Origin of the sequence: Collimonas sp. OK242, assembly GCF_900107095.1 — a bacterium.
Taxonomy (GTDB): Bacteria; Pseudomonadota; Gammaproteobacteria; order Burkholderiales; family Burkholderiaceae_D; genus Collimonas.
The window spans coordinates 19,758-42,235 of the sequence record NZ_FNOR01000003.1 but is presented as its reverse complement, the minus strand read 5'-3'; the positions used below and the strand labels follow the sequence as shown (position 1 = coordinate 42,235).

Sequence of the window (22,478 nt, the reverse complement as noted above, 5' to 3'; positions counted from 1 at the left end):
GACCTGACATACCATTTACAATGTACGGCTTTGCCATTTGGCACAATCATTCTGGCGCCGTCATTCAAAATCCATGGTCAGGTATTCGAGGTGTTCCCCCGGAGCTAGCGCATGACGGCTGGCGTGATTGCTCTGGTATTGTGCGCAGCCTTGCTGCATGCTTCCTGGAACGCCATGCTGAAAAGCAGCGGCGATCGTTTATGGGCCATCACCTTGATGACCATAGGTTCAGCCGTGGCCGCTGTTCCCATTGTCCTCTGGGCGCCAATGCCGGCGCCGGCCAGCTGGCCGTACATTCTCATGTCGGTGGTGCTGCATGCCGGCTACAACCTCTTTTTGGTCCGCGCTTACCGGGCTGGCGATTTCGGCCAGTCTTATCCGATTGCGCGCGGCTCTTCGCCGCTGCTGGTGTCGCTTGGCGCGGCCTTGTTTGCCGGCGAACAGCTGGGAACCTTGACGCTGATTGGCGTGGCCTTGATTTCGATCGGTATCGTCAGTCTCGCGCAAATCAAGTTCACGCGGGGCAGCAGCGTGGCTGGCAGCCGGCAGTGGGATGCGCCGTTGTCGGCGTTCACCACCGGCCTTTTCATTGCAGGCTATACCATCGTCGACGGACTCGGTTCGCGCCTGGCCGGCAGTGCCGCATCCTATGCCGGCTGGATGTTCCTGCTGGACGGCTTGCCCTTGCTGGTGATTTACCTGTCGATGCACGGCGGCTTGCGGATCGCGTTGCGTGAACGCGCAACCTGGAATGCCCTGGGCGGCGGCGCAATGTCGCTGCTGGCTTACGGCATTGTGATCTGGGCGATTACGCTGGCGCCCATGGGGCCGGTTTCGGCTTTGCGTGAGACTTCGGTATTGTTTGCGGCACTGATCGCCCGCATGTTCCTGGGGGAGGCGCTGACTGTGCGCAGATTATTGTCGTGCGCGGTGATCGCGTTGGGGGCTGTGATGCTGGGGTGGTCGACATGAAGTATTGATTACGGCGTATTACTGACGATGTATGACTTGCGAGACGCACAATAAAAAAGGCCGCTGGAAATTTCCAGCGGCCTTTTCATTTATTGCGGGAATTACGAGGCGATCATCAGGATTGCCCGGCGTAATGACTGCTGCTTAGCGGTCGCCAAACGAGCGACGCGCACCGCTGTCGTTCGAACGATTGCCTTTGTAACCGCCGCCAGCGCCGCCTTCTTTGCGTGGCGCGCCTGGCTTGCTGAAAGTACGGCCACCCGGTTTAGCTGGGCCGCCGCGGTTGTCGCCTGGTTTCCAGCCGCCTGGTTTGTGGTTCGAGCGTGGCGCAGATGCTGTACGCTTTGGTTCGAAGCCTTCAACCACATCGACCGGGATCAATTGCTTGGTGAAACGTTCGATACGCTTGACGTTGACGCCTTCCGCGTGGTTCACCAGCGATACTGCAACGCCGTTACGACCAGCGCGGCCGGTACGACCTATGCGATGGACGTAATCTTCCGGGAATTTCGGCAGATCGTAGTTGAATACGTGGGTGATGGCCGGCACGTCGATACCGCGGGCGGCAACGTCGGTAGCTACCAGAACGCGCACTTGACCGCGACGCAGACTGTCCAGGGTACGGTTACGCGCGCCTTGATGCATGTCGCCATGCAAAGCAGCAGCAGCGAAACCGGCGATGTTCAGACGGTCGGCGATGGTGTCGGCGTCACGCTTGGTGGCGGTGAATACAACCGCTTGATCCATGGTGACATCGCGCAGCAGGTGATCCAGCAGGCGATTCTTGTGCGACAGATCGTCGACGAAGTGAACCTTCTGCTGAATGTTTTCATGCTTGGTGGCCGAACCGGCGATCTGGATGATCATCGGGTTCTTGGTGATGCGTTTTGCCATGTTGCCGACAACGCCATCCAGCGTAGCCGAGAACAACATGGTTTGACGCGACTCAGGCGTAGCGTCGACGATTTTTTCGATGTCGTCGATGAAACCCATGTCGAGCATGCGGTCAGCTTCGTCCAGCACCAGGATTTGCAGTTGCGAGAAATCGATCTTGCCGGATTCCATATGGTCGATCAGACGGCCAGGAGTCGCGACCAGAATCTCAGGATTCTTGGCCAGCAATTGCATTTGCTTTGGATAAGGCATGCCGCCCAGGATCGAGATCGCCTTGATGCGCTTCATGTGCGAACCGTACTTGTCGGTAGCGGTAGTCACTTGCAAAGCCAGTTCGCGGGTCGGTGTCAATACCAGCATCTTCGGTTGTGCCGGCTTGAAACGTGGACGCTCGCCGCGTGCACGGGAGGCTTGCATTTCCTGGTTAGGAGTCTTGCCAGCTGCAGCTGGAGCAACTTCTTGCTCCGAAGCGAATTTGTGTAATGCCGGCAGCATGAATGCTGCAGTCTTGCCGGAGCCGGTTTGCGAGGAAACCAGCAGGTCGCGGCCTTCGATAGCGGCAGGGATAGCTTGTTCTTGAACGCTTGTTGGTTTTGTGTAGCCAGCTTCGGTCAGTGCTTTGATAACGGACGTGTGGAGGCCTAGTGATTCAAAAGTCATTTTTTTCTTTCGTAAAGTGCAGCGTCATGAGCTGCAAAAAATCGTGCAAACAATCGGTATACGATGAATGCGACGAATGCAGCGAACGCAAAAAAGCAACGCCAACCAACGAAATGACTAAGAAACAAATACAAAGAAATTTCGGCACAAAAGCTTTGCGCCGGGACGGTGTCAGGATCGACACACAAGGCGGGAGGGCTTTTACAATGCAATGTCCCAATTTGAGGCCAGGACACGCTTAGGCTTGCGCAGCTACTTATTGTTTTTACAGCGTTGGCGAAAATCGATATGAACAAAAATCGTCATCAATCGGTATCCCGAAAATCCACTGTCTGCGCTCGTTATTGCAACGCAGCACAGAATAATACATTACTTTTGCATTTGACGCACCTTATTCATGCGAATGCTGTGAATTGGGGCCCGATTTGAAGCTGTACCGTTGCTTATGGTGCATTTTGGGCTTTGCATACGCAGATACACCCGATTCTTTGCAATTCAAACAAAAAACGCCCGGCTATGATGCCGGGCGTTTTTCGAGCTGAGATTCGTGCAGCAGCGTCTGGCGCATATCGACGCCGTCAGTCGCCGGATTATTCGGCGATGCCGCCCACCACGTGCGAGAAGCCGCCGTCGACGTAGGTGATCTCACCGGTGATGCCGCTGGCCAGATCCGACAGGAAAAAGGCGGCGGCATTGCCGACATCGTCTACCGTGACGTTGCGGCGCAACGGCGCGTGCTCGGCGACAAAGCCCAGGATCTTGCCGAAACCCTTGATGCCGCTGGCGGCCAGGGTCTTGATCGGACCGGCAGAAATACCGTTCACGCGCACGCCCTTGGGACCCAGCGATCCCGCCAGATAACGGACGCTGGCTTCGAGCGACGCCTTGGCCAGGCCCATCGTGTTGTAGTTGGGGACGACGCGTTCCGAACCCAGGTAAGTCAATGTCAGCAGTGCCGAGTTCGGGCGCAGCATCGGCAGCGCGGCCTTCGCCATTGCCGGGAAGCTGTAGGCGGAAATGTCGTGCGCAATCTTGAAGCCTTCGCGCGACAGGCCGTCCAGGAAATCGCCGGCAATCGCCTCGCTTGGCGCAAAGCCGATGGCATGCACCAGGCCATCCAGCTGATCCCAGGATTTGCCGAGGTCGGCGAACAATGCGTTGATTTGCTCATCGCTGCCGACGTCGCAATCGAAAATCAATTCGCTGTCGAACTCTTTGGCGAAATTGGTGATGCGTTCCTTGAAGCGCTCGCCGACGTAGGTAAACGCCAGTTCAGCGCCTTCGCGCTTGCAGGCTTGAGCGATGCCGTAAGCGATCGAACGGTTAGACAGCAAGCCCGTGATCAGAATTTTTTTGCCTTGCAGGAATGCCATATTGACTCCAGATGTGCGCCGTTTGTATTGCGGGCGTTGATGTGATGCTTGTGCACCGGATATTCTGCTTGAAGTTCTTATCGAACAGGGCAAGATTGTAGGGGTTCGCCGCGCAGACGGCAACCATGCCGGTTTTTTCAGGGCGATGTGTTTTTGATATCGACGGGGATCTGGCAATGACCCATGGCGCGGCCGCGCGGGTGCCATGGGTCATTTTCTACAGCCTCGGATCAGCTGCGCGAGTTCCTGGATGAGGCCAGAACCACGGGTTTGCTGTTTTTCTTCGCGGCAACCTTGTTCTTGCTGCCTGCGCTTGCTGTATGGTAGCGAACGTTGTGGCCGGCTTTCTTGCCGCCGGCAGAGGCTAGCATACGGTTTGGCACTTGCAGTTGCAGGCTTTGGCCGCGGCTGACGCCATCATGGTGCAAGCCGTTCCATGCCTTCACCTGGCTCACGCTGACGTGATAGCGCGAGGCAATCGATGCCAGGGTGTCGCGCTTGCCTACCTTGACGTAAATGCGGCGGGTTTCCGGCGCATCCGGCGTCACTGCCATGGTGGCGTTATCGGCGACTTCGGCTGTGATGTCGCTGTTGGCGGTTTCGGTTTTCGGCACCAGGATGGTGGAGCCGGCCTTCAGCAGCATTCTTGGCGGAATATGGTTGACTTCGCGGATCACGGCTGGTGTGGTGCCGAATCTGGTGGCGATGGTTTCAATCCGTTCACGGGCGCTGCTGACGGTGTGCGAAGTCCATGAAGACAGTGTCTGCGTCCACTGGGTCAGATTGTGTTTGAATTTTTCCGCATTGCTTTCAGGCAGCAAAATCTTGGTGTCGGCGCTGCCGATGATGACCGGCCGGTTGAACTGCGGGTTCAGGGCCCTGAATTCGTCCAGCGACAATTCTGCAAGCTGCGCTGCGACCTTGACGTCGATATCGCGGGTTTTGCCGATCGTGACGAAGTACGGCTGGTTGTCCACCTTAGGCAGCGAGACGTTGTACATCTCGGGCGCTGCAATAATATTCTTGACGGCTTGCAGCTTGGGAACGTAATTGCGGGTTTCCGCCGGCATCAGCGGCGCCAGGCTGTTGAAGTCGATCGGCAGGCCGGCGGCCTGGTTCTTGTTGATGGCGCGCTGTACCGAGCCTTCGCCCCAGTTATAGGCAGCCAGCGCCAGCTGCCAGTCGCCGAACATGCCGTACAGTTTTTGCAGATAGGTCAGCGCGGCATCGGTGGAGGCCAGCACGTCGCGGCGCTCATCCTTGAACATGTTTTGCTTGAGATTGAAATCGCGTCCGGTGGCTGGAACGAATTGCCACATGCCCGCTGCCTTGGCGCTGGAATAGGCTTGCGGATTAAACGCCGATTCGATGAACGGCAGCAAGGCCAGTTCGGTTGGCATGCCGCGTTTTTCCAATTCTTGCACTACATGAAACAGATAGCGCGAAGCGCGTACCGTGGTGCGTTCGAAATATTCCGGGCGGGCGCTGTAAAAATCGGTTTGGCTCACCACCTGCGGATTATCCAGATCCGGGATGCCGAAACCCTTGCGTATGCGGGCCCAGATATCGACCTGCTCCATGCCGAGCATGCCGGCGCTAGGGTCGTTTGGGTCGATTAAGCTGAAAGTGGGGGTATAGATCGAAATGTCGTTGGCCTGGGCCAAGAGCGGAGCGCCGAAAAAAGCGAGTGCGGCAAAAGCGATGGTCTTTAATTTTAGCTGATACATGGGTTCAATTTATGTGACCGGATGTCATCAACCGGTAATAATGGATTAGTTGCAGTGTACGTAAGGCAGTTTTCTCCCGTCAAGCAGAAATTGTACTGTTACATGCGATAAGTGATTGATTTATCAGGTATTAGTTTTAATAAATCGATATGCGAGGACTATCCTGCCAACAATAACAATAAATCACGACGATAGGCTGTTCTTGTTTGTCAGATATTTGTCGAATTATTTGTAATTTATTTGTAATTGTTTTTCCATTCGCGCAGCGCCGCGAACGCTGCTACGGGATCGGTTTCCCGCTGTTTATCGGCGAGGCGGCCGCTGGCTTGCAGACTGGCAAGAATGGTTGCTTGCTGGTAACGCAGGAAGGGGTTGGTGGCGTTCTCCAGCGCTATGGTCGACGGCACGGTGGCCTGTTGCCGCTCGCGCTTGCCTTGTTCGCTTGCCATGCGCGCCACCAGAGCGGCATTGTCCGGCTCTACCGCCAGTGCAAACCGCAGATTCGAGACGGTGTATTCATGCGCGCAATACACCAGGGTGTCGCCCGGCAAGCGGCTTAGCTTGGCCAGCGAATTGACCATTTGTCCCGGACTGCCTTCAAACAGTCGTCCGCAACCGCCGGCGAACAGCGTGTCGCCGCAAAACAGCCAAGGCTGGCCTTGCGCCACGTAGGCGATATGGCCGCTGGTATGGCCGGGAACATCCAGCACCGACAGCGTCAGTCCCAACTCTGGAATGGCGGCAGTATCGCCTTCGTTGAGCGGCTGGCTGACGCCGGCGATGGCTTCACCGGCGGGGCCGAATACCGGGATGTTAAAGTGCTGCAGCAAAGTTTGTACCCCGCCGACATGGTCAGCATGGTGATGTGTCAGTAAAATAGCGACAAGTACCAGGCCATGGGCGTCGAGTGCGGCCAGAATCGGCTGGGCGTCGCCGGGGTCGACGACTGCGGCATGACGGCCGTTGTGGATCAGCCAGAGATAGTTGTCGTTAAACGCCGGTACCGCCAATACGCGCATGTTCAATGATGTTGACTGGTTCAACGATTTATCAAATAAGGCAGGCATGGGATATCCGTCATCAGAAAAGTCCATTATAGCGCTCGGCCCCTGGCTGCAGACGCCCACCGGCAGTTACATGCTGGAGTGGGAGCAGGCGCGCCTGGATGCGATGACGGCAGATATCTTCGGCTTCAACGCAATGCAGATCGGCGTGCCGCAAATAAAGGCCCTGCAAGCGAACCGGATGCGCCACAAATGGCTGACAGACAGCCGTCTGCCTGAGGCTGGGGAAGTGCAATCCGGCGTGGTGGTCACCCATGATTTTGCTGAATTGCCGTTTGCCACGCAAAGCCTGGATCTGGTGGTGCTGCCGCACGTGCTGGAGTTCGCGGCCGAGCCGCATCAGATTCTGCGCGAGGTCGAGCGGGTGCTGATCCCTGAGGGGCAAGTCATCATTTGCGGTTTCAATCCAGCCAGCCTGTGGGGCATCCGGCAAACCGCGGGCCGCATGTCGGGCGTGCATTTCTTGCCGCAAAATGCCGAGTTCATCAGTTTGCTGCGACTGAAAGACTGGCTGAAGCTGTTGAACATGGAAGTCAATCGCGGTCACTTCGGCTGTTACGCGCCACCGCATACCAGCAGCAAATGGTTGCATCGCTTCAGTTTCATGGAGAAGGCAGGCAATCGCTGGTGGCCGTATTTTGGCGCGGTATACATTGTGCAGGCGATCAAGCGCGTCAAAGGCATGCACCTGATCGGCCCGGCTTTCAGCAAGCAAGTCATCAAGGCCGCGCGTGGGGTTCCCGCCACCAACAAGATTCACAAGACGGATCGGAACGGGGCAGAGTAGCAGCAGCGTAGTAAACTCTGGTCTTCAACCAGCGGCGTGTTGTGTAGTTTCGCGCGCCGCTAAAACAAAGCAGTGAAAGTGAATCAATCGAGTATGGATAAAGTGGAAATATTTGCCGATGGCGCCTGTAAAGGCAATCCCGGCACCGGCGGCTGGGGTGCGTTGCTGGTGGCGGATGGCAAGGAAAAGGAATTGTTTGGCGGCGAACGCAATACGACCAACAACCGGATGGAGCTGAAAGCGGTGATCGAAGCGCTGACCGCCTTGACACGGCCCTGTGAAGTGATCGTGTTTACCGATAGCCAGTATGTGCAAAAAGGGATCAGCGAATGGATTCATGGCTGGAAGGCGCGCGGCTGGAAAACCGCGGCGCGCGAACCGGTCAAGAATGTCGACCTGTGGCAAGCGCTGGATGCTGCACAGGCCCGGCATAAAATCGAATGGCGCTGGGTGAAAGGCCACGCCGGCCACGTCGGCAACGAGCGTGCCGACCAGCTCGCCAATCGCGGCGTAACTACCGTTGCATAAAGCCGCAACGGCATGCCGCGTTGTTGGCGGCGTTTTTTGCGAGCATGTTTTTATGTATGTTGTGATGTTTGAATTGACGATTAAGTGACCATGCGACAAATTGTTCTGGATACCGAAACCACCGGTCTCAACCCGCGCACCGGCGACCGCATCATCGAAATCGGTTGTGTCGAATTGATGAACCGGCGCCTGACCGGCAATAATTTTCATCGCTATATCAATCCCGAGCGCGACTCGGAAGAAGGCGCGCTGGCAGTTCACGGCTTGACCACCGCCTTCCTCAGCGACAAACCAAAGTTTGCTGAAATATTCGACGAGTTGCGCGAGTACACCCGCGGCGCCCAGGTCATCATCCACAACGCGCCCTTCGATCTGGGATTTCTGGATGCCGAATACAAATTCCTAGGCAAAGGCCCATTTTCGGGCGATATCGCCGGTGTTATCGATACCTTGGTGCAAGCTAAGGAAATGTACCCGGGCAAACGCAACTCGCTGGACGCCCTGTGCGATCGCTACGGCATCTCCAACGCCCACCGCACCTTGCACGGCGCCTTGCTTGACTCGGAGTTGCTGGCCGAGGTGTACCTGGCGATGACGCGCGGGCAGAATAGCTTCAGCATCGATTTGGGAGCAGGGCATAGTGCTACGGACGGCGACGGCGCGGTGATGGAATTGCCGCCTTTGGCCGAGATTGTCGTGCGTACGGCGAATGCGGAAGAGCTGGCTGAGCATGAATTGCTGCTCAACGGTTTGGACAAGGACGCCAAAGGCGCGTGCATATGGCGTCAGGCGGCCGTTGATACGGCGGAAAACCTGCCGCAAAAGTAATCTTGCAAAAAATCCACACAAGACACTAGCCACGAACGAGATTTGCTATTATAATTTCGCTTCTTTAGGCGCGTAGCTCAGCTGGTTAGAGCACTACCTTGACATGGTAGGGGTCGTTGGTTCGAGTCCAATCGTGCCTACCAGTATTCTCGACGTTTGCGGGGGTGCTGGGACAAATTCGGGGCAAATTCGAATTTGTTTGTAAGTGAATATCAGTGGAATGGAAGCGCAGTACGGCTTCCATTTTTGCTTTCTCCCTGCCGCGTCCGCGGAATCAATCCACTTCGCATACACCGTAAATGGCATTTTTGCATTTGCATGCCCCAGCTGGAGGCTGATGTATGTCGGGTTCACGCCGGCCATCAATGCTGTTGTCGCGTAAGCGTGGCGGGTTTGATATGTCCTGTGCGCACGACTCCCCAAACTCTTCAATGTCGGTTTCCAATAATGGTCCCGTTGGCTGCGCTCGTCATGCCACGGTTTTACGGTAACTGGATTCTCAAAGATCTCTGCCGACTTCATATAAGTGAAGGCTTTTTGCGCGTGAAGTACGGCGATAGCTCTGTCGACCAGGTCGACGTCACCCCAGCGCAACGCGATCAGTTCTTCGGGGCGCATACCGGTCATAAATGCAAATTCGAAATAATTCGCCAGCCGGAAAGAATGCGCTCGATACATTCTCGGAGAGACATGAATTATCCTTAATTGCATCTGGCATTTACCCCTCGGTCATTAATGGGGGGATTACCGAAGGACGTCGGTTCGAATGAAGAGATGCAACTCACATTTTTTCCGGCATAGCGGACGAGTGGTGGCTCGTAATCAGCCACTGCTTTCCATCCCACTTATAAGTGAACGTGTAGCGAGCTTTGACTTGATCCCCTGTCTCGGAAAACGTGAAGGTATATAGACCGGAGTCGACCGCTGTGGTGCAGTCAATCTCGATAAAGCTAAAGTTGATTCTTCCGACAGGCTTGTTGGTAAGGAAGTGATGAAAATAATCTTCTTTCTCCGCTGCCGTTATTCGTGGCTTGTTCGACACAGTGGGAAGAAGAATGGATCTTTCGGCATAGTTGGCGACAACCTTGTGTGGATCACCTGTTCGAAGTGAATTATTCCAGCGGTCGAACAGCGAAGAAATCTCTTGTTCATTGGTTGCCTTGCAGATTTCGACTTGTGAAACCGTAGAGGCAGCCTGAGAACTCAGCGGACCTGAGGCACACCCGGTCAGAGAGAAAGTAATAGCTGTAAGCGAAAGAAGTATTATTTTTTTCATGAAGGCAGTTTCCCTGGAATGATTTTCGCACGCAATGCAATGGCGTAAATTCGTCTGAACTGACGACAGCTATTGTGAAACGGGCGGCGTCAATGTTATGGCTTTAAAAGCGATTCTGTACAAATCCCTTGCCATGCTTTCTTAATGGGAAATTCTTGTCAACTGTTAAGAATGATAGTCGAACGTCAGCTTTGAACAAAGTTGGATGTCAGTAATGGGACAATTGCTGTATGCAAGAGTTGATTCTCTATTCTCCGGGGCAGATTGACCGCGATATCGATACGCGCCTAAGAGCATGGAATATTGACAAGAAAATACTTGCGACAAACTCTGCCGGGACTACGTAAAAATAGGGATTTCCCGACATTTCATGTCGATTGGTTGGGCTATTCTTCTGTCAGTCCAACTAATCAACGAAAGAGGCATCACATAAACCGGTGATGTATTACTTCTGCAATGCCCAATCTGCATCTTTCCTTATGCAATTCCCTCAAAGATGTTCTGATCTCAACTATGCCAATGCAAATCTGCATAGATGGTTGCGGCGATATCTCCGTGTATCCCAAGCAGCAGCGTTACATAACGAATATTCAAGACTGGCAAGCCATCAATTTTCGAGAGCGCATAGCTGTCGTAGTTTCGGCCATGGAATGCGATGAGGTTCCGGAAGGGGCTTTGCCTGTCAACAAATTACTGTGGAAAATCGCGTTTCAGAATGCCTGTCATTCCCCCTCTGACACCGTTGAATCGAATGACCTGATTAAGCTTGCGTCATGGCCCGATTTGATCAACCTCCCGGAAGACTTGATTGCGCCGGTAACACGTGTTTGTGCCTTGCTGTGGCGCAAACCGACCTTGGTCTATCTTGTCCCCAAAGTGCTTGACGCCTCTCCCGTGCAGACGAGGGCGATATTGAAGGTATTGCAGCAATTTGGTCATGTCAGGCTGGTCGCATATGGTGTGCCTGAGAAAAATGACCTTACCAAAGAACTCATCTGCGCATCGCCGCCAGATATGGCAAGTGCGCAGCACCCGATTTCGTTGATCGGAAAATTGTGGCAGCGATTGTTCAGGTCCTGAGAGGAACATCACGGTGGAATGGAGCATACTTTTTTTAGGACCGGCAGGGGCTGGTAAAACCCAGGCGATTCGCTTGATGAGCGACATTGAAGTCGTCGCTACAGAAGCCAAAGCTACCGACGAGGTCGCACTGTACAAGAGTCATACGACCGTGGCTATGGACATGGGGATAATGCAACTCGGCGAAGGCGACCGAATATTGTTGTATGGCGCACCTGGGCAAGACCGGTTTGATTTCATGTGGGATATCCTTTTGCAGCAATCGAAGGGAGTCGTCTTGCTCATTGACCACAGTCGCAGCGATCCGGCCGCGGACTTGTCACATTATCTGGACCAGCTGGATCGCCGCGGGGGAAAGCGGCGGCCAATGGTCGTTGGCGTGACGCACACCGATGTGGCGTCGGATTCATCAATCGATCTTTACCGGGAGCAGATCAAGAACCGATCCGGTTTATACGATATGGGAGGCCTTCCAATATTGACGATTGATGCGCGCAACCCCCAAAACGTAAGAACTTTATTGCTCGCGCTGACCGCCATGGTGGATATGAGTGAGCGGTTTCCTAGCGGTGTCGACGTATGAATTTTGCATTGCCGCACACGTTGAGTTTGCAAAAATTTGGCGTTGCCTTTGCCGATCGGGTGATATTGCATTCGGTAGATTTATCTCTGCCGGCAAAAGGCTGCACGGTGTTGCTTGGACCGTCTGGAACGGGAAAATCGACCTTGTTGCGCACCCTGGCGGGATTCAATGACAGTAATCCGGCGCTGCGTACATGGGGGACCGCGCTATACGACGGGATACCAATGACGTCGCATAATCGTCCCGTCCTGTTGATGCAAAAGTCGACGCTGTTAATTTCCAATGTCCTGGAAAATTTGGTCTCTGCATTACCCAACCGCTCGTCTTTGACAAAGAGTCTGCAGATCGAATTGCTTATGGACGTACTCGCACGTTACGGGCTATCACGTCTACAGGACGTGTTGCCGCAGAAGATGATCGAGCTCAACGTTGAAACCCAGCGCATGATCGGGATCCTGCGGATGACAATCTCCAATCCGGCGCTTGTAATGATCGATGAGCCTACGGCCGATCTTGATCCGATTCAGGCAGAGTCCATCCTGACGCTTATCGAACGGATTCGCGAAGAACGCTCCGTGCTGGTTGTTCTGCATAACCTTTTGCAAGCACGGCGTCTTGGCGAACAAATCGTACTCCTAGCCAATCGGGTTATTCAAGAGCAAGCGGAATCGGGGAAATTTTTTTCGAATCCATCGAGTTTATCTGCCAAAGCGTTCTTACGGACAGGCTCTTGCCCCGAAGGCGCGCACTCTGATAATTTTATTGCTGCTCATCTCAGTGAGCGGCGAGTAGTAACAAGTAGTGCTACCGCTCTCACAAGAAGAATCAGTTCCGCCTGCGGCCCAAATGGTTTCAGATGGCTGTTGCCGGATCGCCTGGGAGGAATGCCGCGTCCGGGCCTGATTCATGACATTCGTTATGATTTTGATGCCGTCAAAGCGGTAGGCGTTACCCATCTCGTCTCTCTGACCGAAAATGCGGTTGATACTGCACTGGCCGGTGAATTTGGTATTAATTGGCTCTCCAGTCCCATTCCCGATATGGCTCCGCCGACAGTAGCGCAAGCCGTCTCCCTGTGCCGCATGATCGATGAATTGATTAGCCGCTCTCAGACTGTCGCAATACACTGCCTGGCCGGCTTGGGACGCACCGGAACGGTCCTGGCCGCTTACTGGATCTGGGCCGGTAAAGGAAACATCAATGCGTTGCAAGCGCTCGAGTTTGTCAGGCGCATTGAGTCAGGATGGGTTCAATCCGACCGCCAGTTGGAATTTTTAGAAAAATTTGCGTTGATCGTCGCAAATGAAAGACCGCAAACGTCCGCCTCATATGATCCGTTTTCATACTCCCCGTCACGGGATTTAGCACTTCAAACCAGCCATTTTTAAAGGATCTTTCGCTGTGAGTAATTTAGACAACATGCTGCAAAAAGCCATCACCTCCATTCCAGAATGCGTCGCTGCCGGTTATGTCGATCTTTCGTCGGGAATGTTGTTGGGCATCAAATCCGTCGATTCGCATCCGAACTCTGTCGTTGAGCTGCTTGCAGCAGCAACTGCCGATCTGTTTCAGGGGCCAAATGTCCAAGCCATTGAGAAATTGTTTCGTTCCGCACGCGGCGTCGCCGAAGATGGGCAGCATTATTTCCAGGAAGTCATTGTCAATAGTGAAAATCTGATTCATGTCTTCTTGCGTGGAAAGAAGCAAGAACAGGTCGCTTGCTTCGTATGCCGCAAAGGAGCGAATCTTGGCATGGTACTGACCAAAGCGCGCATGTCCATGCCAGAAATCGAAATGTCGCTATAAGCATCTTTCAATACGAAGAGGAATTTTTTCAAATTCCTCTTCTGTGAGATGGAAAGCATTTTATGGTCATTTGCAATGTCATGACATGAATACAAAAAATGCATCATTAGATATGATAAAAAAAACAGCGCGCACGCATTTGCGCAATCTTCAGGCAGTGTCTCCTGAAGTGCGGTCGTGTGCATTGATATCGTTTGATGGCCTGCTGATAGCATCTTTTTTTGCTGAAGGTGTTAACGGAGATCGATTTAGTGCGATGTGTGCGTCGCTGCTTGCGCTGTCGACTCAGGCGGCAAAGGAAGTTGGTCGAGGACAACTCCGCCAGATCATTCTCGATGGAGAGCACGGGCCAGTACTGCTGATCCGAGCGGGCATGGTTGGCGTTCTGATGGTAGCGGCGAATTCTTCCACAAACCTGGGAAAACTGATTCTCGATACACGTTCAACCGCGACCGATCTTGGCGCTATGCATTTGCAGGCTGTTGAATAATGCTGTCGGCCTGTCAACAGGCTGACGGGAGTATATGTTGAATTTGAAGAACAACTTTTTGATTTGATGCCATGTTGATAGTTGCACGGGAGCCGGAAATGGGATGGGGGTATCTGCGGCCTTGAAGGAAATGCCTACATGCATTTCGGGATCGCCCGATTGGAGTTGGCCTTGGCATTCGTCATTATCCGATCCAGACAAGGCATTGAATTGAGTACGGCGCCGAGCATCATCGCCACGACGTCGCCAGCTTCATATCCGATGCGATTTTCAAAAGACATCTTCGACAGGCAAGAATATGAATAAACCGGATATCCCCGCCAACGGCGAAATGCAGCAAATATCTGCCAGCGCAAGTAACGAATGGGACATCGAGAAACCCCCCGGAGAAATGTCGCGCCGCAGTTTTATTTCCAGCCTTGGAGTCTTGCTGTTGGCTGGGTACGGAGAAGTGGGTGCGGCACCCGCATCCGGCAGCGCAAGTACTGCCGGCATATCTGCTGCCACCGGAACGGCGACAACTTTCGCGAGCAAGGCATTTGTACATCCCGGCTTGCTGCATACCCAGGCCGACTTTGACCGGATGCGTGAAAAGGTGGCGGCGAAAGCTTCGCCATGGATCGATGGCTGGAACATCCTGACAGAGAACGGTCATGCCAGCTTGAACTGGATACCTCGTCCGCAGGAGGTGATCTATCGCGGGGGCGACGGTGAGCATAGCCAGAACTTCCCCCGTCTGTACAACGACATTGCCGCTGCCTATGCCTGTGCACTGCGATGGAAAATTTCGGGTGACACCGCCTATGCCGATAAGGCGGTGGCTATCTTGAATGCCTGGTCGGCGCTGACAGGAATAGGCGGCAATTCGAATGGCGATCTGGCCGCCGGCATTTATGGCTACGAATTCGCCAATGCCGCCGAAATCATGCGCTCTTATAGCGCTTGGTCTGCTGCCGATCTTGCCAATTTCCAGAACATGATGCGGCGTGTCTTTTACCCGATCAATCATGATTTCCTGATCCGTCACAACAATACCGAAGTTACTCACTACTGGGCCAACTGGGACTTGTGCAATATGGCCTCGATCATGGCTATCGGCGTATTGTGCGACGATCATGCCATGTTTAACGAGGCGGTCGATTACTTCAAGCACGGGGCCGGCAACGGCGCCGTCTCGCAAGCCGTTTATTATGTGCATCCAGGCTATCTGGGGCAGTGGCAGGAAGCCGGCCGCGACCAGGGGCACAGCACGATGGGCATCGCATTGATGGGGCCGATCTGCGAAATGGCCTGGAATCAGGGAGTTGATCTCTACGGCTATGACAATAACCGCTTCCTTGCCGGCGCCGAATACGTTGCCAAAACCAATCTGATTGAATCAGGAAATACGTTTTATACAGTGCCCTATGTCACTTACAACAATGTCGACAGAGTCAATCAAACCGCCTTGTCGACGGCTGCGCGAGGCACGGTCAGGCCGTGTTGGGCGCTGGTAGTCAATCACTACGTCAACCGTAAGGGTCTGGCGGCTCCTTATTCCGCGCAATTCGCCAGGCAGATCCAGCCGGAGGGCGGCGGCGGCAACTATGGGCCGAACAGCGGCGGTTACGATCAATTGGGCTATGGCACGCTGACCTGCACCCGCGATCCGATTGCACGCGGCGCCGCGCCCAGCGGCCTGACCGCGATTGCGCGTCCGGGGCAGGTCGTTTTGTCATGGTGGGGGACGGCGTATGCAACCAGCTATAACGTCAAGCGGAGCACGACCGCCGGCGGGCCTTACCGGACCGTCAAGACTGATATCACCGATCTGCTCAGCTACACGGACAACGGTCTTGCGGCCGGCACCTACTACTATGTCGTGACAGCAATGACGCCGTCAGGCGAAACCGCCGTCTCCAACCAGGTGACCGCGATTACGGCCGTGCAGCTGCTAACGCACCTGGCGTTCGACGATGGCCGCGGCGCCAAGGCAGCCGATACCAGTGGCCAGGGACACACCGGAACGCTGGTCAACGGCGCAACCTGGGCCAGCGGCAAGAAGGGCGGGGCGGTTTCGCTTAACGGCGGCAACGGCTATGTCAGCCTGCCGGCCGGCATCATGGCCGACGTCTCGGATTTCACTATCGCGGCCTGGGTCTATTGGAATGCATCCAGCAACTGGGCGCGGGTGTTCGATTTCGGCACCGGCACCGGCCACTTCATGATGTTGACGGCGCGCAGCAACGGTGGCTTCCCGCGCTTTGCGATGACGGTCAATGGCGGCAGCAGCGGGCAGGCGATCGATAGCAATGCAGTAATGCCGATCGGACAATGGGTGCATGTTGCCGTTACCCTGTCGGACAATCTCGGCACTTTGTACATCAACGGTAGCGTAGTCGGCAAGAACCCCGAGATGGTGCTTGCACCGTTCCGCCTGGGCAGTACCGGCCAGAACTGGATCGGGCGATCGCAGTTTGCCAATGACCCGTATTTCAATGGCCTGGTGGACGATTTCCGCATCTATCGCGGCGCTTTGAGTGCAATGGAAATCGCCGCCTTGATGTGACGTTTTGATTGCCGGCACGTATCTGGCCGTCATATGTCGACCTTGTCGGTTTCCAGGCCATGATGCTAGGGCCCCCTCGGAAGAACTATTTCTGGCGACGAACTCCGTTCATTTGGCCTTCCCGCCATCTTCGACCGGAATCTGAACCCGGATGGTGGTGCCGGCACCCGCTACGCTAAGGATATCGACACTGCCGTCGAGCATAAAAGCGCGCTCCCGGATGCCGGTCAGACCGAACGAATTTTTCTTGCGCAGGAGAGTATCAAAGCCTCTGCCGTTGTCGCGCACTTCGAGCAAATATTGCGCATCTTTTCTGTTCAACCGGATTTCCACCTGGCTGGCTTGTGCATGACGAGCGATATTGGTCAGGGATTCCTGCACAATGCGAAAAAAAGTCGTCGCCCGTTTCTCGTCCAAGACGATTGTTTTTTCATCGACGTGCAAAATGCATGGAATACCGGTGTTTTCCGAAAATTCATTCGCCAGCCATTCCAGCGCTGGCACCATCCCCATATCCAGTGCAGCCGGACGCAACGCAGAAACAATGTTACGTACTATCTTAATGGTGCTGTCGACCAGCGATACTTGCCGTTGGACTTTTCCTTGCAATGCCGGATTTTTCTCCCCGAACTCGATACCGATCACCGAAACTCCCATGCGCATTGCCGACAGGTATTGGCCGAGTTCATCGTGAATTTCGCGCGTCAGATGCTTGCGTTCCTCTTCTCGCGACTGTTCGAGTTCATAAGCGCGCTCACGCGCCAATCGTTCCTTCAAGCGCTGCCGAGCGAGCAATCGGCGGATACGATTGCGCTGCAACAGGAATGGCACCAGCAGCAAAAGTATGCCGCAGACATAATAGAAAAAGGTGGTCTGCCACCAAGGCGCAAGAATCACGATTTCAATTTCCACTGCCGGCGAAGACGTCTGCATGGCAACGTTCTCTGCCGTAACCTGAAGACGATAACTGCCGGGCGGCAAAGCGGAGTAGCGTGCTTCAGGCGTGGCGGTCTGCGACCATTCCTGCTCCAGACCTTTCATTCGATAATGAAATTCGATTGCCTCATGATTCTGAAACGAAAGCGCTGCGAATCTGAAGTTCAGCGCTCCGGATGTCCATGGTAGGCGAACGGGCTTGTCCGAGGGCAGTTGCCGGCCGTCGCCGGTGATGCTTTCCACCAATACGTTCAGGGAAAACGGTAAAAACAGGGATTCCGGTCGCAGAATATGTGATGCGCCATTGCTGGTTCCTACCCATATCGAAGCATCGTCATCTTCATACAGGGCGTCGGTATTGCTGTCGTTCCAGACCATGCCGCTTTGCTGATTAAAAAACCGCCATTGATTGCGATTCCATACAGCGATTCCGGCGTCGCTGGAGACCCACAGCCAGCCGCGGCTATCTTCAAGCAGCGCCAGAACGCTTTGCCTTTGCAGCTGCGGGGGGGTAATGTCACGGATATCCAAGGTGCCATCCTGTTCCGTAGCACGCCAAAGTCCTGCGTCCAGGCTAGCCAGCCATAAATTGCCCTTACTCGAACAGGCAACGGTATTCAGCTCTCCCCGAGGAGAGCGGTTTCCGGCAAAGCGGGGATTGCTCCATTCCTTGCCATCGAAGCGCAGCAGGCCTTTGTCGGAAACGAACCACAGCACGCCGGAAGCGCTTTGGCAGCCGTGGAAAACATTGACGTCTCCGGCTCCTGTCACCGACGATATTTCCTTCACCTGCAGCGGCGAGCTGCTTACATCGGGATGCCTGATGACATATAGTCCGCGCTGAGTGTTCAGCCAGAGCTGTCCGGATCTGTCGAAGAACATGCCGTTACTCACGGGCAGCTTGGCAATCACCGTGTCTTGCGTAGCGCCAGGCTCTCGACGCACCAGGGTTCCTGAAAGCGTGGTGGCCCAGGCGCGCCCTTTGCCATCTTCGATCATGCTGATCCACTCGTGCGAGCTGCCGCCGTAACGGCCTTGCAAAGTGGAGAAGCCGCCTGTTTTCTGCAGTACGGCCGATCCGGAGCGAGTGCCGACATGAAGCCGGCCTGCCTGGTCGCGCAAAAAAGACCATACAATGTTGTGAGGCAATCCTTGCCGCGAGGTCCAGTTTTCCCAGTCGGGGTAGCCAAGCCAATGAATCAGGCCGCGTCCCGCTGATCCTAGCCAGAGGCCGTTGTTCCCCCCATCCAGGATGGCGCTGATGCCGTCGCTCACGGTCAGTCCATTGCCTTCGGCGAAGGATTGCCAGTTCCGGCCATCCCAGCGGATCAGGCCGCTATCTTGCTGGCTCAAAATCATGCCGTTGTGGTCTTCGGCGAGAAGAGGAACGCGTTCCTGTTTCTTTTGTTCGTTCTGCGGTGGCGAGCGATTCAGAAACAGCCGGGTGTCGGGGGCTAATGCAAATACCTGTTTTTCGCCGCGTAGCCACAATGTCCCTTGGCGGTCGTGCAGCAAGGCGCCCCATTGCTTGGCCGGCAGGCCGTCCTTTTTGCCGAGGACGACTAGCTTGCCCTGGTCGTAATGGCATAGCGAATGGTCGCATCCCATCCACAAATCCCCCTTCGGCCCGACATGGACACTGTGAAGAGCTTGCATCTCCGGATGCTGCAACAACTGCTTCGCGCTGAAAAACTGTTGCGCCTGCCAGCTCACCCCGCCGTCCGCAGACGTGATCTGCCATATGTTGTCGTGGCTTAACGCCAGCAGACGGTCGGGGCCAAGCTGGGCAAAAACCTGGCCCCAATGAAAGGCAAGCTCCGCATTTTTAAACTGCATGGGCGCGAGCCGTTGGCCCTGCAACTGATACAAGCCTTTCAATGTCCCGATCCACAAGCGGTCGCTTGCATCGACATGCAGCGCGGCGATATACAGGGCGCCAGTCTCGTCGCTTATGTCAAATCGCTGAAAGTGCGCACCGTCATAGCGGAACAAGCCGTTTTCCGTGCCGACCCAGATATAGCCGTTTGCTTGCCGCGCGAGAGTGGTAACCCCCAGATTGCGTAGTCCATCCTCTTGGGTGTAGTAGTGCAATGGCAGTTGCTGGCAAATTCCGAGCATCGGGAGAGAGATTTGGCACAGAAATACGAATGCTCTCAGCCAACAACGCAGTGCCTTTATTACTTCAGATTGTTCTGGCATTCTTAAGAAACATTGTTGCTGTATGGCATCTTGTTGACGTTCGTTTGATTTTTTCGGGAAGGGGTGGTGAACCACGGCAAGCAAACTCCATGCCATTCAGGGGGGCAAAAGCAAATTCTTCTCCATCATCTTTACCCCGCCTGGTCCAGCAGCAAGAGTTCACGCCACAAGCGTATCACTTCCTCCCGCTCCGTTGGCCCAGCCCGAGGGGTTCATATACGGACACCATCAATTTGCAAGTAGTAACTCGGGGCCGTGGCGGAAGGTCAGATACGCATCCACATATTCGGTCTTCTGGCGGCGCCAGGATGGAATTTACTGATCTGCCTGGATTTTCTGGACCATTTCGAGAGTTGGCTTTCGGCCATCATGACCTGGGCCATGACTCGGTCGCCGCCGGAACGTTTTTTTCGACAATGCCCTTTTCCCAGCCGGAAGCGACATCACAGAAATCCGTTTCAAAAAGGTAATGGCCGCACATGGCTGCGAAGCGGGCATTCACGCTGCGTTCTTTACCTTTATGAACGTTGTCCACGGCAGTCTTCATGTTGTCGTAGATGCTGTGGCAAGGAATGCCGATCTCGCTTTCCTTGGCTTGATCGCATTGATCTTCCTATTCACGATGACCTATGCATAGATTGAATCGGCAGCATTGAAACTGTTTGCCGGTCAAGATCGATAAATAAGGAGTTTCCGACGATAACTCCCATTGTGCTTACAAGAAGATGGTGATTTCCTTATATGCCAAATTTCTGAGATTGATTATTATTTCCATTGAGAAATTTTAATATTGCTTGATGCATTTGGAGAGTTGCGGGAAGAAATGTCTGCCGACCGCGGCTAAAAACACGCGATAGGTTTCCTGAAAAGAAATGCGGGCGCGCCTATGAGTTTTACATGATTCATTTTCTTTTTGAAAACTAAATGCAGTCCATTAAAAATACAGAGGACGTCGGTGAATACGTTAAGAGTGCGAACAGATTGCTGGATGTCATCATGATCCAACTAGGACTGAAAAACGATGCTGCGCTCTCACTCTGTCTAAAAGTGACGCCGCCGGTGATCAGCAAAATTCGCCATAGCCGAACTGCAGTCGGCGCATCCCTTTTGATCACTCTTCATGAAATCAGTAATTTATCAATTGCTGAACTGAAGGGGGGATTGAATTCGAGTGCTCTTTGCGAGGATGGGAATGCATGAACTGGACGGTGTTCCTCTGGCAAAACCCGCCACATGCCCGATACCCGAATCCGGCTCGGCCACAGATATCAATCTCGGAAAAAATTGATGTTTCCCCTGTGGATTCAATCGTTGGCATGTGACAAAGATTCAAAGCAAAATTTATCTCCGGGCCTGTTGCGTCTGTATGTTTTTCTATTTTCGGAGTGTGGATGGCAATCTGGGGTCGACTGTCGGATTTTTCGTTGCATGCTGTACTTACTAGCGTGGGAGAGTACCGTTCTGGCGTGATTCACATCGATATCGGTGATGGCAATCGATATTACTTGCACGTTTCAGAACAGGTATTAACCGCGTTACAAATAAATGCGGACAATACCAGTGATCTTGAGCAGGCCAAAGCTGTGGTGGCCAGGCTGATCCTCTCCTTTACCGGGACGTTTCGCTATCTGCCGGTGGATGCCATGCCACTACGCAGAGATTTTCATCTGGATCTAAAGGATCTGGGTAACACAAGCCATATTTCCTACCCCGAAGAAAAGCCATTTCAAAAGCCGCTGCTTTCTGTTTTTCACCATCGCGGCATGAAAAAATTGCTGCCGCGTGCCGACACCTGCTTTAGCTTAAATCGGAATGACTATGCGATGGATAATTATGTGTTGCAGCGATTTTTGGATCGCACTGTTCAGCAGCTAGTGGTTGGCGCCAGCGCCTCAGAGTTGGCTGAGCTACTGAACGAAGACGTGGAAAAAATACGTTTCTATTTTTATCGATTGATAGAGATGGCTGTGATTATTCCAAGTGAACCGCACAGAAACACAAGCTAGTCGTGAACAATTAGGTGCAGCTAGTAGGATTCTTCGATTTGCGGTTGCCGCACAGCGCCTTAAGCTTAAACCATGTGCGTCGGCAGTCACGAGGTGGGCGCTCCAAGATTTCGGATCGCCGAAACGCTCTTTGTGTTGCTTCGGCATGCGCGGACAAGGGGCTGTGGAACTCCCTAAAAAGATGTCCTGCGCGTTTCCCTGGCGCTTCTTAACGATCAGGAGGTTCAATTGAACGTCGCAGTCTCGGGAGGGGCGCGGGAGCTACGCCGCCATGGTCGATATGGCGTTTTAAGGACGTCTTCACCGCGATTGCCTGCCTGATCAGTACGCTGCTGGGAGCAAAAAAATAGCAGGAGTTCTTTTGATAGCTCAATCGTATTATTTGCGCAGCGTCCACGCCATGCCAAGCGCAGTCGCCATGTTTTCACTGATGGATAAGCGATGAAATTGCTATTGACCAATTACCCTGCGATGCAGGTGACGGCGTTGCGCGCGCTGACATCCTGGCCATTGGTGTGCCAGTATCTGGGCTGGCGTGGCGCGTTTGGCAAAGTGCTGAAGGTGCGCTGGCCGTCGCAATGCCTGCACTGCTTGCGTTGTCTCGGTGGTTTTGCGCCCAGATCGTTACCCATCTCGCACGCACCGCTAATCGCATTCATGAATCGGCGTCAGTACTGACTGACGCCGATCGTCATTTTCAGTGGACATTTTTTTGACGATA

The 22,478-nt window shown here is 54.1% G+C and carries 21 protein-coding genes, 1 tRNA gene and 1 pseudogene; 14 read left to right on the top strand and 9 right to left on the bottom strand.

Annotated features, from left to right (window positions below; all coding sequences use genetic code 11):
• The first annotated feature begins 111 nt into the window (after nucleotides 1-111).
• A complete protein-coding gene (locus BLV81_RS03375) occupies nucleotides 112-972 on the top strand; it encodes a DMT family transporter (RefSeq protein WP_092352436.1) in 861 nt (286 codons plus the stop codon).
• A gap of 144 nt (nucleotides 973-1,116) precedes the next feature.
• Here BLV81_RS03375 and BLV81_RS03370 read toward each other — a convergent pair whose 3' ends face one another.
• From BLV81_RS03370 to gloB, 5 genes are all read right to left on the bottom strand, one after another.
• Nucleotides 1,117-2,526: a DEAD/DEAH box helicase gene (locus BLV81_RS03370; protein ID WP_092352434.1), complete on the bottom strand. Its 1,410-nt coding sequence runs from the start codon at nucleotides 2,524-2,526 to the stop codon at nucleotides 1,117-1,119.
• Nucleotides 2,527-3,116: 590 nt separating this feature from the next.
• Nucleotides 3,117-3,899: an enoyl-ACP reductase FabI gene (gene fabI, locus BLV81_RS03365; protein WP_092352432.1), complete on the bottom strand. Its 783-nt coding sequence runs from the start codon at nucleotides 3,897-3,899 to the stop codon at nucleotides 3,117-3,119.
• The gene (locus BLV81_RS23475; protein WP_143036268.1) at nucleotides 3,850-4,113 is read right to left on the bottom strand and encodes a hypothetical protein; all 264 of its coding nucleotides are present in this window, start codon (nucleotides 4,111-4,113) and stop codon (nucleotides 3,850-3,852) included. Before BLV81_RS23475 ends, fabI begins: the two co-directional genes overlap by 50 nt.
• A gap of 16 nt (nucleotides 4,114-4,129) precedes the next feature.
• Complete coding sequence (locus BLV81_RS03360; protein WP_092352430.1) at nucleotides 4,130-5,626, bottom strand: transglycosylase SLT domain-containing protein; 1,497 nt, start codon at nucleotides 5,624-5,626, stop codon at nucleotides 4,130-4,132.
• A 236-nt stretch (nucleotides 5,627-5,862) separates the two neighbouring features.
• Complete coding sequence (gene gloB / locus BLV81_RS03355; RefSeq protein WP_255364920.1) at nucleotides 5,863-6,693, bottom strand: hydroxyacylglutathione hydrolase; 831 nt, start codon at nucleotides 6,691-6,693, stop codon at nucleotides 5,863-5,865.
• Between gloB and BLV81_RS03350 the strand changes: the two genes are divergently transcribed.
• The 4 genes from BLV81_RS03350 (at nucleotide 6,692) to BLV81_RS03335 (ending at nucleotide 8,976) form a co-directional block, all read left to right on the top strand.
• Nucleotides 6,692-7,477: a class I SAM-dependent methyltransferase gene (locus BLV81_RS03350; protein WP_092352877.1), complete on the top strand. Its 786-nt coding sequence runs from the start codon at nucleotides 6,692-6,694 to the stop codon at nucleotides 7,475-7,477. The genes gloB and BLV81_RS03350 overlap by 2 nt on opposite strands.
• Nucleotides 7,478-7,570: 93 nt before the next feature.
• A complete protein-coding gene (rnhA, locus tag BLV81_RS03345; RefSeq protein WP_092352426.1) occupies nucleotides 7,571-8,005 on the top strand; it encodes a ribonuclease HI in 435 nt (144 codons plus the stop codon).
• 90 nt (nucleotides 8,006-8,095) lie between these two features.
• Entirely contained in the window at nucleotides 8,096-8,833 is a 738-nt protein-coding gene (gene dnaQ / locus BLV81_RS03340) for a DNA polymerase III subunit epsilon (protein WP_092352424.1), read from the top strand.
• 66 nt (nucleotides 8,834-8,899) lie between these two features.
• Nucleotides 8,900-8,976, top strand: a tRNA-Val gene (locus tag BLV81_RS03335).
• Here the strand turns inward: BLV81_RS03335 and BLV81_RS24390 are convergent.
• Both BLV81_RS24390 and BLV81_RS03325 read right to left on the bottom strand, forming a co-directional pair.
• Nucleotides 8,927-9,544 carry a site-specific integrase gene (locus BLV81_RS24390; RefSeq protein WP_092352875.1) on the bottom strand — a complete coding sequence of 206 codons (618 nt, stop codon included), beginning with the start codon at nucleotides 9,542-9,544 and terminating at the stop codon, nucleotides 8,927-8,929. The two genes, BLV81_RS03335 and BLV81_RS24390, sit on opposite strands and share 50 nt — an antisense overlap.
• Before the next feature lie 70 nt (nucleotides 9,545-9,614).
• Nucleotides 9,615-10,109, bottom strand: a complete 495-nt coding sequence (locus tag BLV81_RS03325) for an SgcJ/EcaC family oxidoreductase (RefSeq protein WP_092352422.1) — start codon at nucleotides 10,107-10,109, stop codon at nucleotides 9,615-9,617.
• Between the two features lie 513 nt (nucleotides 10,110-10,622).
• On the opposite strand from BLV81_RS03325, the gene BLV81_RS03320 reads away from it, so the two are divergent.
• From BLV81_RS03320 to BLV81_RS03295, 6 genes are all read left to right on the top strand, one after another.
• The gene (locus BLV81_RS03320) at nucleotides 10,623-11,189 is read left to right on the top strand and encodes a hypothetical protein (RefSeq protein WP_143036267.1); all 567 of its coding nucleotides are present in this window, start codon (nucleotides 10,623-10,625) and stop codon (nucleotides 11,187-11,189) included.
• Nucleotides 11,190-11,265: 76 nt separating this feature from the next.
• The gene (locus BLV81_RS03315; protein ID WP_143036266.1) at nucleotides 11,266-11,772 is read left to right on the top strand and encodes a GTP-binding protein; all 507 of its coding nucleotides are present in this window, start codon (nucleotides 11,266-11,268) and stop codon (nucleotides 11,770-11,772) included.
• Nucleotides 11,769-13,160, top strand: a complete 1,392-nt coding sequence (locus tag BLV81_RS03310) for a phosphatase domain-containing putative toxin (protein WP_092352416.1) — start codon at nucleotides 11,769-11,771, stop codon at nucleotides 13,158-13,160. The genes BLV81_RS03315 and BLV81_RS03310 overlap by 4 nt, the downstream gene beginning before the upstream one ends.
• A 13-nt stretch (nucleotides 13,161-13,173) precedes the next feature.
• Nucleotides 13,174-13,578 (top strand): roadblock/LC7 domain-containing protein, encoded by a 405-nt coding sequence (locus BLV81_RS03305; protein WP_255364917.1) that lies wholly within the window; start codon nucleotides 13,174-13,176, stop codon nucleotides 13,576-13,578.
• Nucleotides 13,579-13,663: 85 nt separating this feature from the next.
• Complete coding sequence (locus BLV81_RS03300; RefSeq protein WP_092352412.1) at nucleotides 13,664-14,068, top strand: roadblock/LC7 domain-containing protein; 405 nt, start codon at nucleotides 13,664-13,666, stop codon at nucleotides 14,066-14,068.
• A gap of 391 nt (nucleotides 14,069-14,459) precedes the next feature.
• Entirely contained in the window at nucleotides 14,460-16,616 is a 2,157-nt protein-coding gene (locus BLV81_RS03295) for a LamG-like jellyroll fold domain-containing protein (protein WP_255364952.1), read from the top strand.
• A 108-nt stretch (nucleotides 16,617-16,724) separates the two neighbouring features.
• On the opposite strand, the gene BLV81_RS03290 is transcribed toward BLV81_RS03295, so the two are convergent.
• Nucleotides 16,725-19,643 (bottom strand): sensor histidine kinase, encoded by a 2,919-nt coding sequence (locus BLV81_RS03290; protein ID WP_255364916.1) that lies wholly within the window; start codon nucleotides 19,641-19,643, stop codon nucleotides 16,725-16,727.
• A gap of 508 nt (nucleotides 19,644-20,151) precedes the next feature.
• Nucleotides 20,152-20,328 (bottom strand): annotated as a pseudogene (locus BLV81_RS03285) (IS21 family transposase); the annotation flags it as partial.
• 347 nt (nucleotides 20,329-20,675) lie between these two features.
• On the opposite strand from BLV81_RS03285, the gene BLV81_RS03280 reads away from it, so the two are divergent.
• From BLV81_RS03280 to BLV81_RS03270, 3 genes are all read left to right on the top strand, one after another.
• Nucleotides 20,676-20,951 carry a hypothetical protein gene (locus tag BLV81_RS03280; protein WP_255364915.1) on the top strand — a complete coding sequence of 92 codons (276 nt, stop codon included), beginning with the start codon at nucleotides 20,676-20,678 and terminating at the stop codon, nucleotides 20,949-20,951.
• A 191-nt stretch (nucleotides 20,952-21,142) separates the two neighbouring features.
• Nucleotides 21,143-21,757, top strand: coding sequence for a DUF4388 domain-containing protein (locus tag BLV81_RS03275; RefSeq protein ID WP_092352406.1), 615 nt, complete (start codon nucleotides 21,143-21,145; stop codon nucleotides 21,755-21,757).
• Nucleotides 21,758-22,198: 441 nt separating this feature from the next.
• Nucleotides 22,199-22,435 (top strand): hypothetical protein, encoded by a 237-nt coding sequence (locus BLV81_RS03270; RefSeq protein WP_255364914.1) that lies wholly within the window; start codon nucleotides 22,199-22,201, stop codon nucleotides 22,433-22,435.
• Nucleotides 22,436-22,478 lie beyond the last annotated feature (43 nt).

Excerpts from the sequence above, each read along its gene's own strand:
- fabI (WP_092352432.1), bottom strand. The coding sequence starts at position 3,899 with ATGGCATTCCTGCAAGGCAAAAAAATTCTGATCACGGGCTTGCTGTCT.
- rnhA (WP_092352426.1), top strand. The coding sequence starts at position 7,571 with ATGGATAAAGTGGAAATATTTGCCGATGGCGCCTGTAAAGGCAATCCC.
- BLV81_RS03300 (WP_092352412.1), top strand. The coding sequence starts at position 13,664 with ATGAATACAAAAAATGCATCATTAGATATGATAAAAAAAACAGCGCGC.
- BLV81_RS03315 (WP_143036266.1), top strand. The coding sequence starts at position 11,266 with ATGAGCGACATTGAAGTCGTCGCTACAGAAGCCAAAGCTACCGACGAG.
- BLV81_RS03275 (WP_092352406.1), top strand. The coding sequence starts at position 21,143 with ATGGCAATCTGGGGTCGACTGTCGGATTTTTCGTTGCATGCTGTACTT.
- BLV81_RS03325 (WP_092352422.1), bottom strand. The coding sequence starts at position 10,109 with ATGAAAAAAATAATACTTCTTTCGCTTACAGCTATTACTTTCTCTCTG.
- BLV81_RS03295 (WP_255364952.1), top strand. The coding sequence starts at position 14,460 with ATGTCGCGCCGCAGTTTTATTTCCAGCCTTGGAGTCTTGCTGTTGGCT.
- BLV81_RS03270 (WP_255364914.1), top strand. The coding sequence starts at position 22,199 with ATGAAATTGCTATTGACCAATTACCCTGCGATGCAGGTGACGGCGTTG.
- BLV81_RS03320 (WP_143036267.1), top strand. The coding sequence starts at position 10,623 with ATGCCAATGCAAATCTGCATAGATGGTTGCGGCGATATCTCCGTGTAT.
- BLV81_RS03375 (WP_092352436.1), top strand. The coding sequence starts at position 112 with ATGACGGCTGGCGTGATTGCTCTGGTATTGTGCGCAGCCTTGCTGCAT.
- BLV81_RS23475 (WP_143036268.1), bottom strand. The coding sequence starts at position 4,113 with ATGACCCATGGCACCCGCGCGGCCGCGCCATGGGTCATTGCCAGATCC.
- gloB (WP_255364920.1), bottom strand. The coding sequence starts at position 6,693 with ATGCCTGCCTTATTTGATAAATCGTTGAACCAGTCAACATCATTGAAC.
- BLV81_RS03360 (WP_092352430.1), bottom strand. The coding sequence starts at position 5,626 with ATGTATCAGCTAAAATTAAAGACCATCGCTTTTGCCGCACTCGCTTTT.
- dnaQ (WP_092352424.1), top strand. The coding sequence starts at position 8,096 with ATGCGACAAATTGTTCTGGATACCGAAACCACCGGTCTCAACCCGCGC.
- BLV81_RS03310 (WP_092352416.1), top strand. The coding sequence starts at position 11,769 with ATGAATTTTGCATTGCCGCACACGTTGAGTTTGCAAAAATTTGGCGTT.
- BLV81_RS24390 (WP_092352875.1), bottom strand. The coding sequence starts at position 9,544 with ATGCAATTAAGGATAATTCATGTCTCTCCGAGAATGTATCGAGCGCAT.
- BLV81_RS03350 (WP_092352877.1), top strand. The coding sequence starts at position 6,692 with ATGGGATATCCGTCATCAGAAAAGTCCATTATAGCGCTCGGCCCCTGG.
- BLV81_RS03280 (WP_255364915.1), top strand. The coding sequence starts at position 20,676 with ATGCAGTCCATTAAAAATACAGAGGACGTCGGTGAATACGTTAAGAGT.
- BLV81_RS03370 (WP_092352434.1), bottom strand. The coding sequence starts at position 2,526 with ATGACTTTTGAATCACTAGGCCTCCACACGTCCGTTATCAAAGCACTG.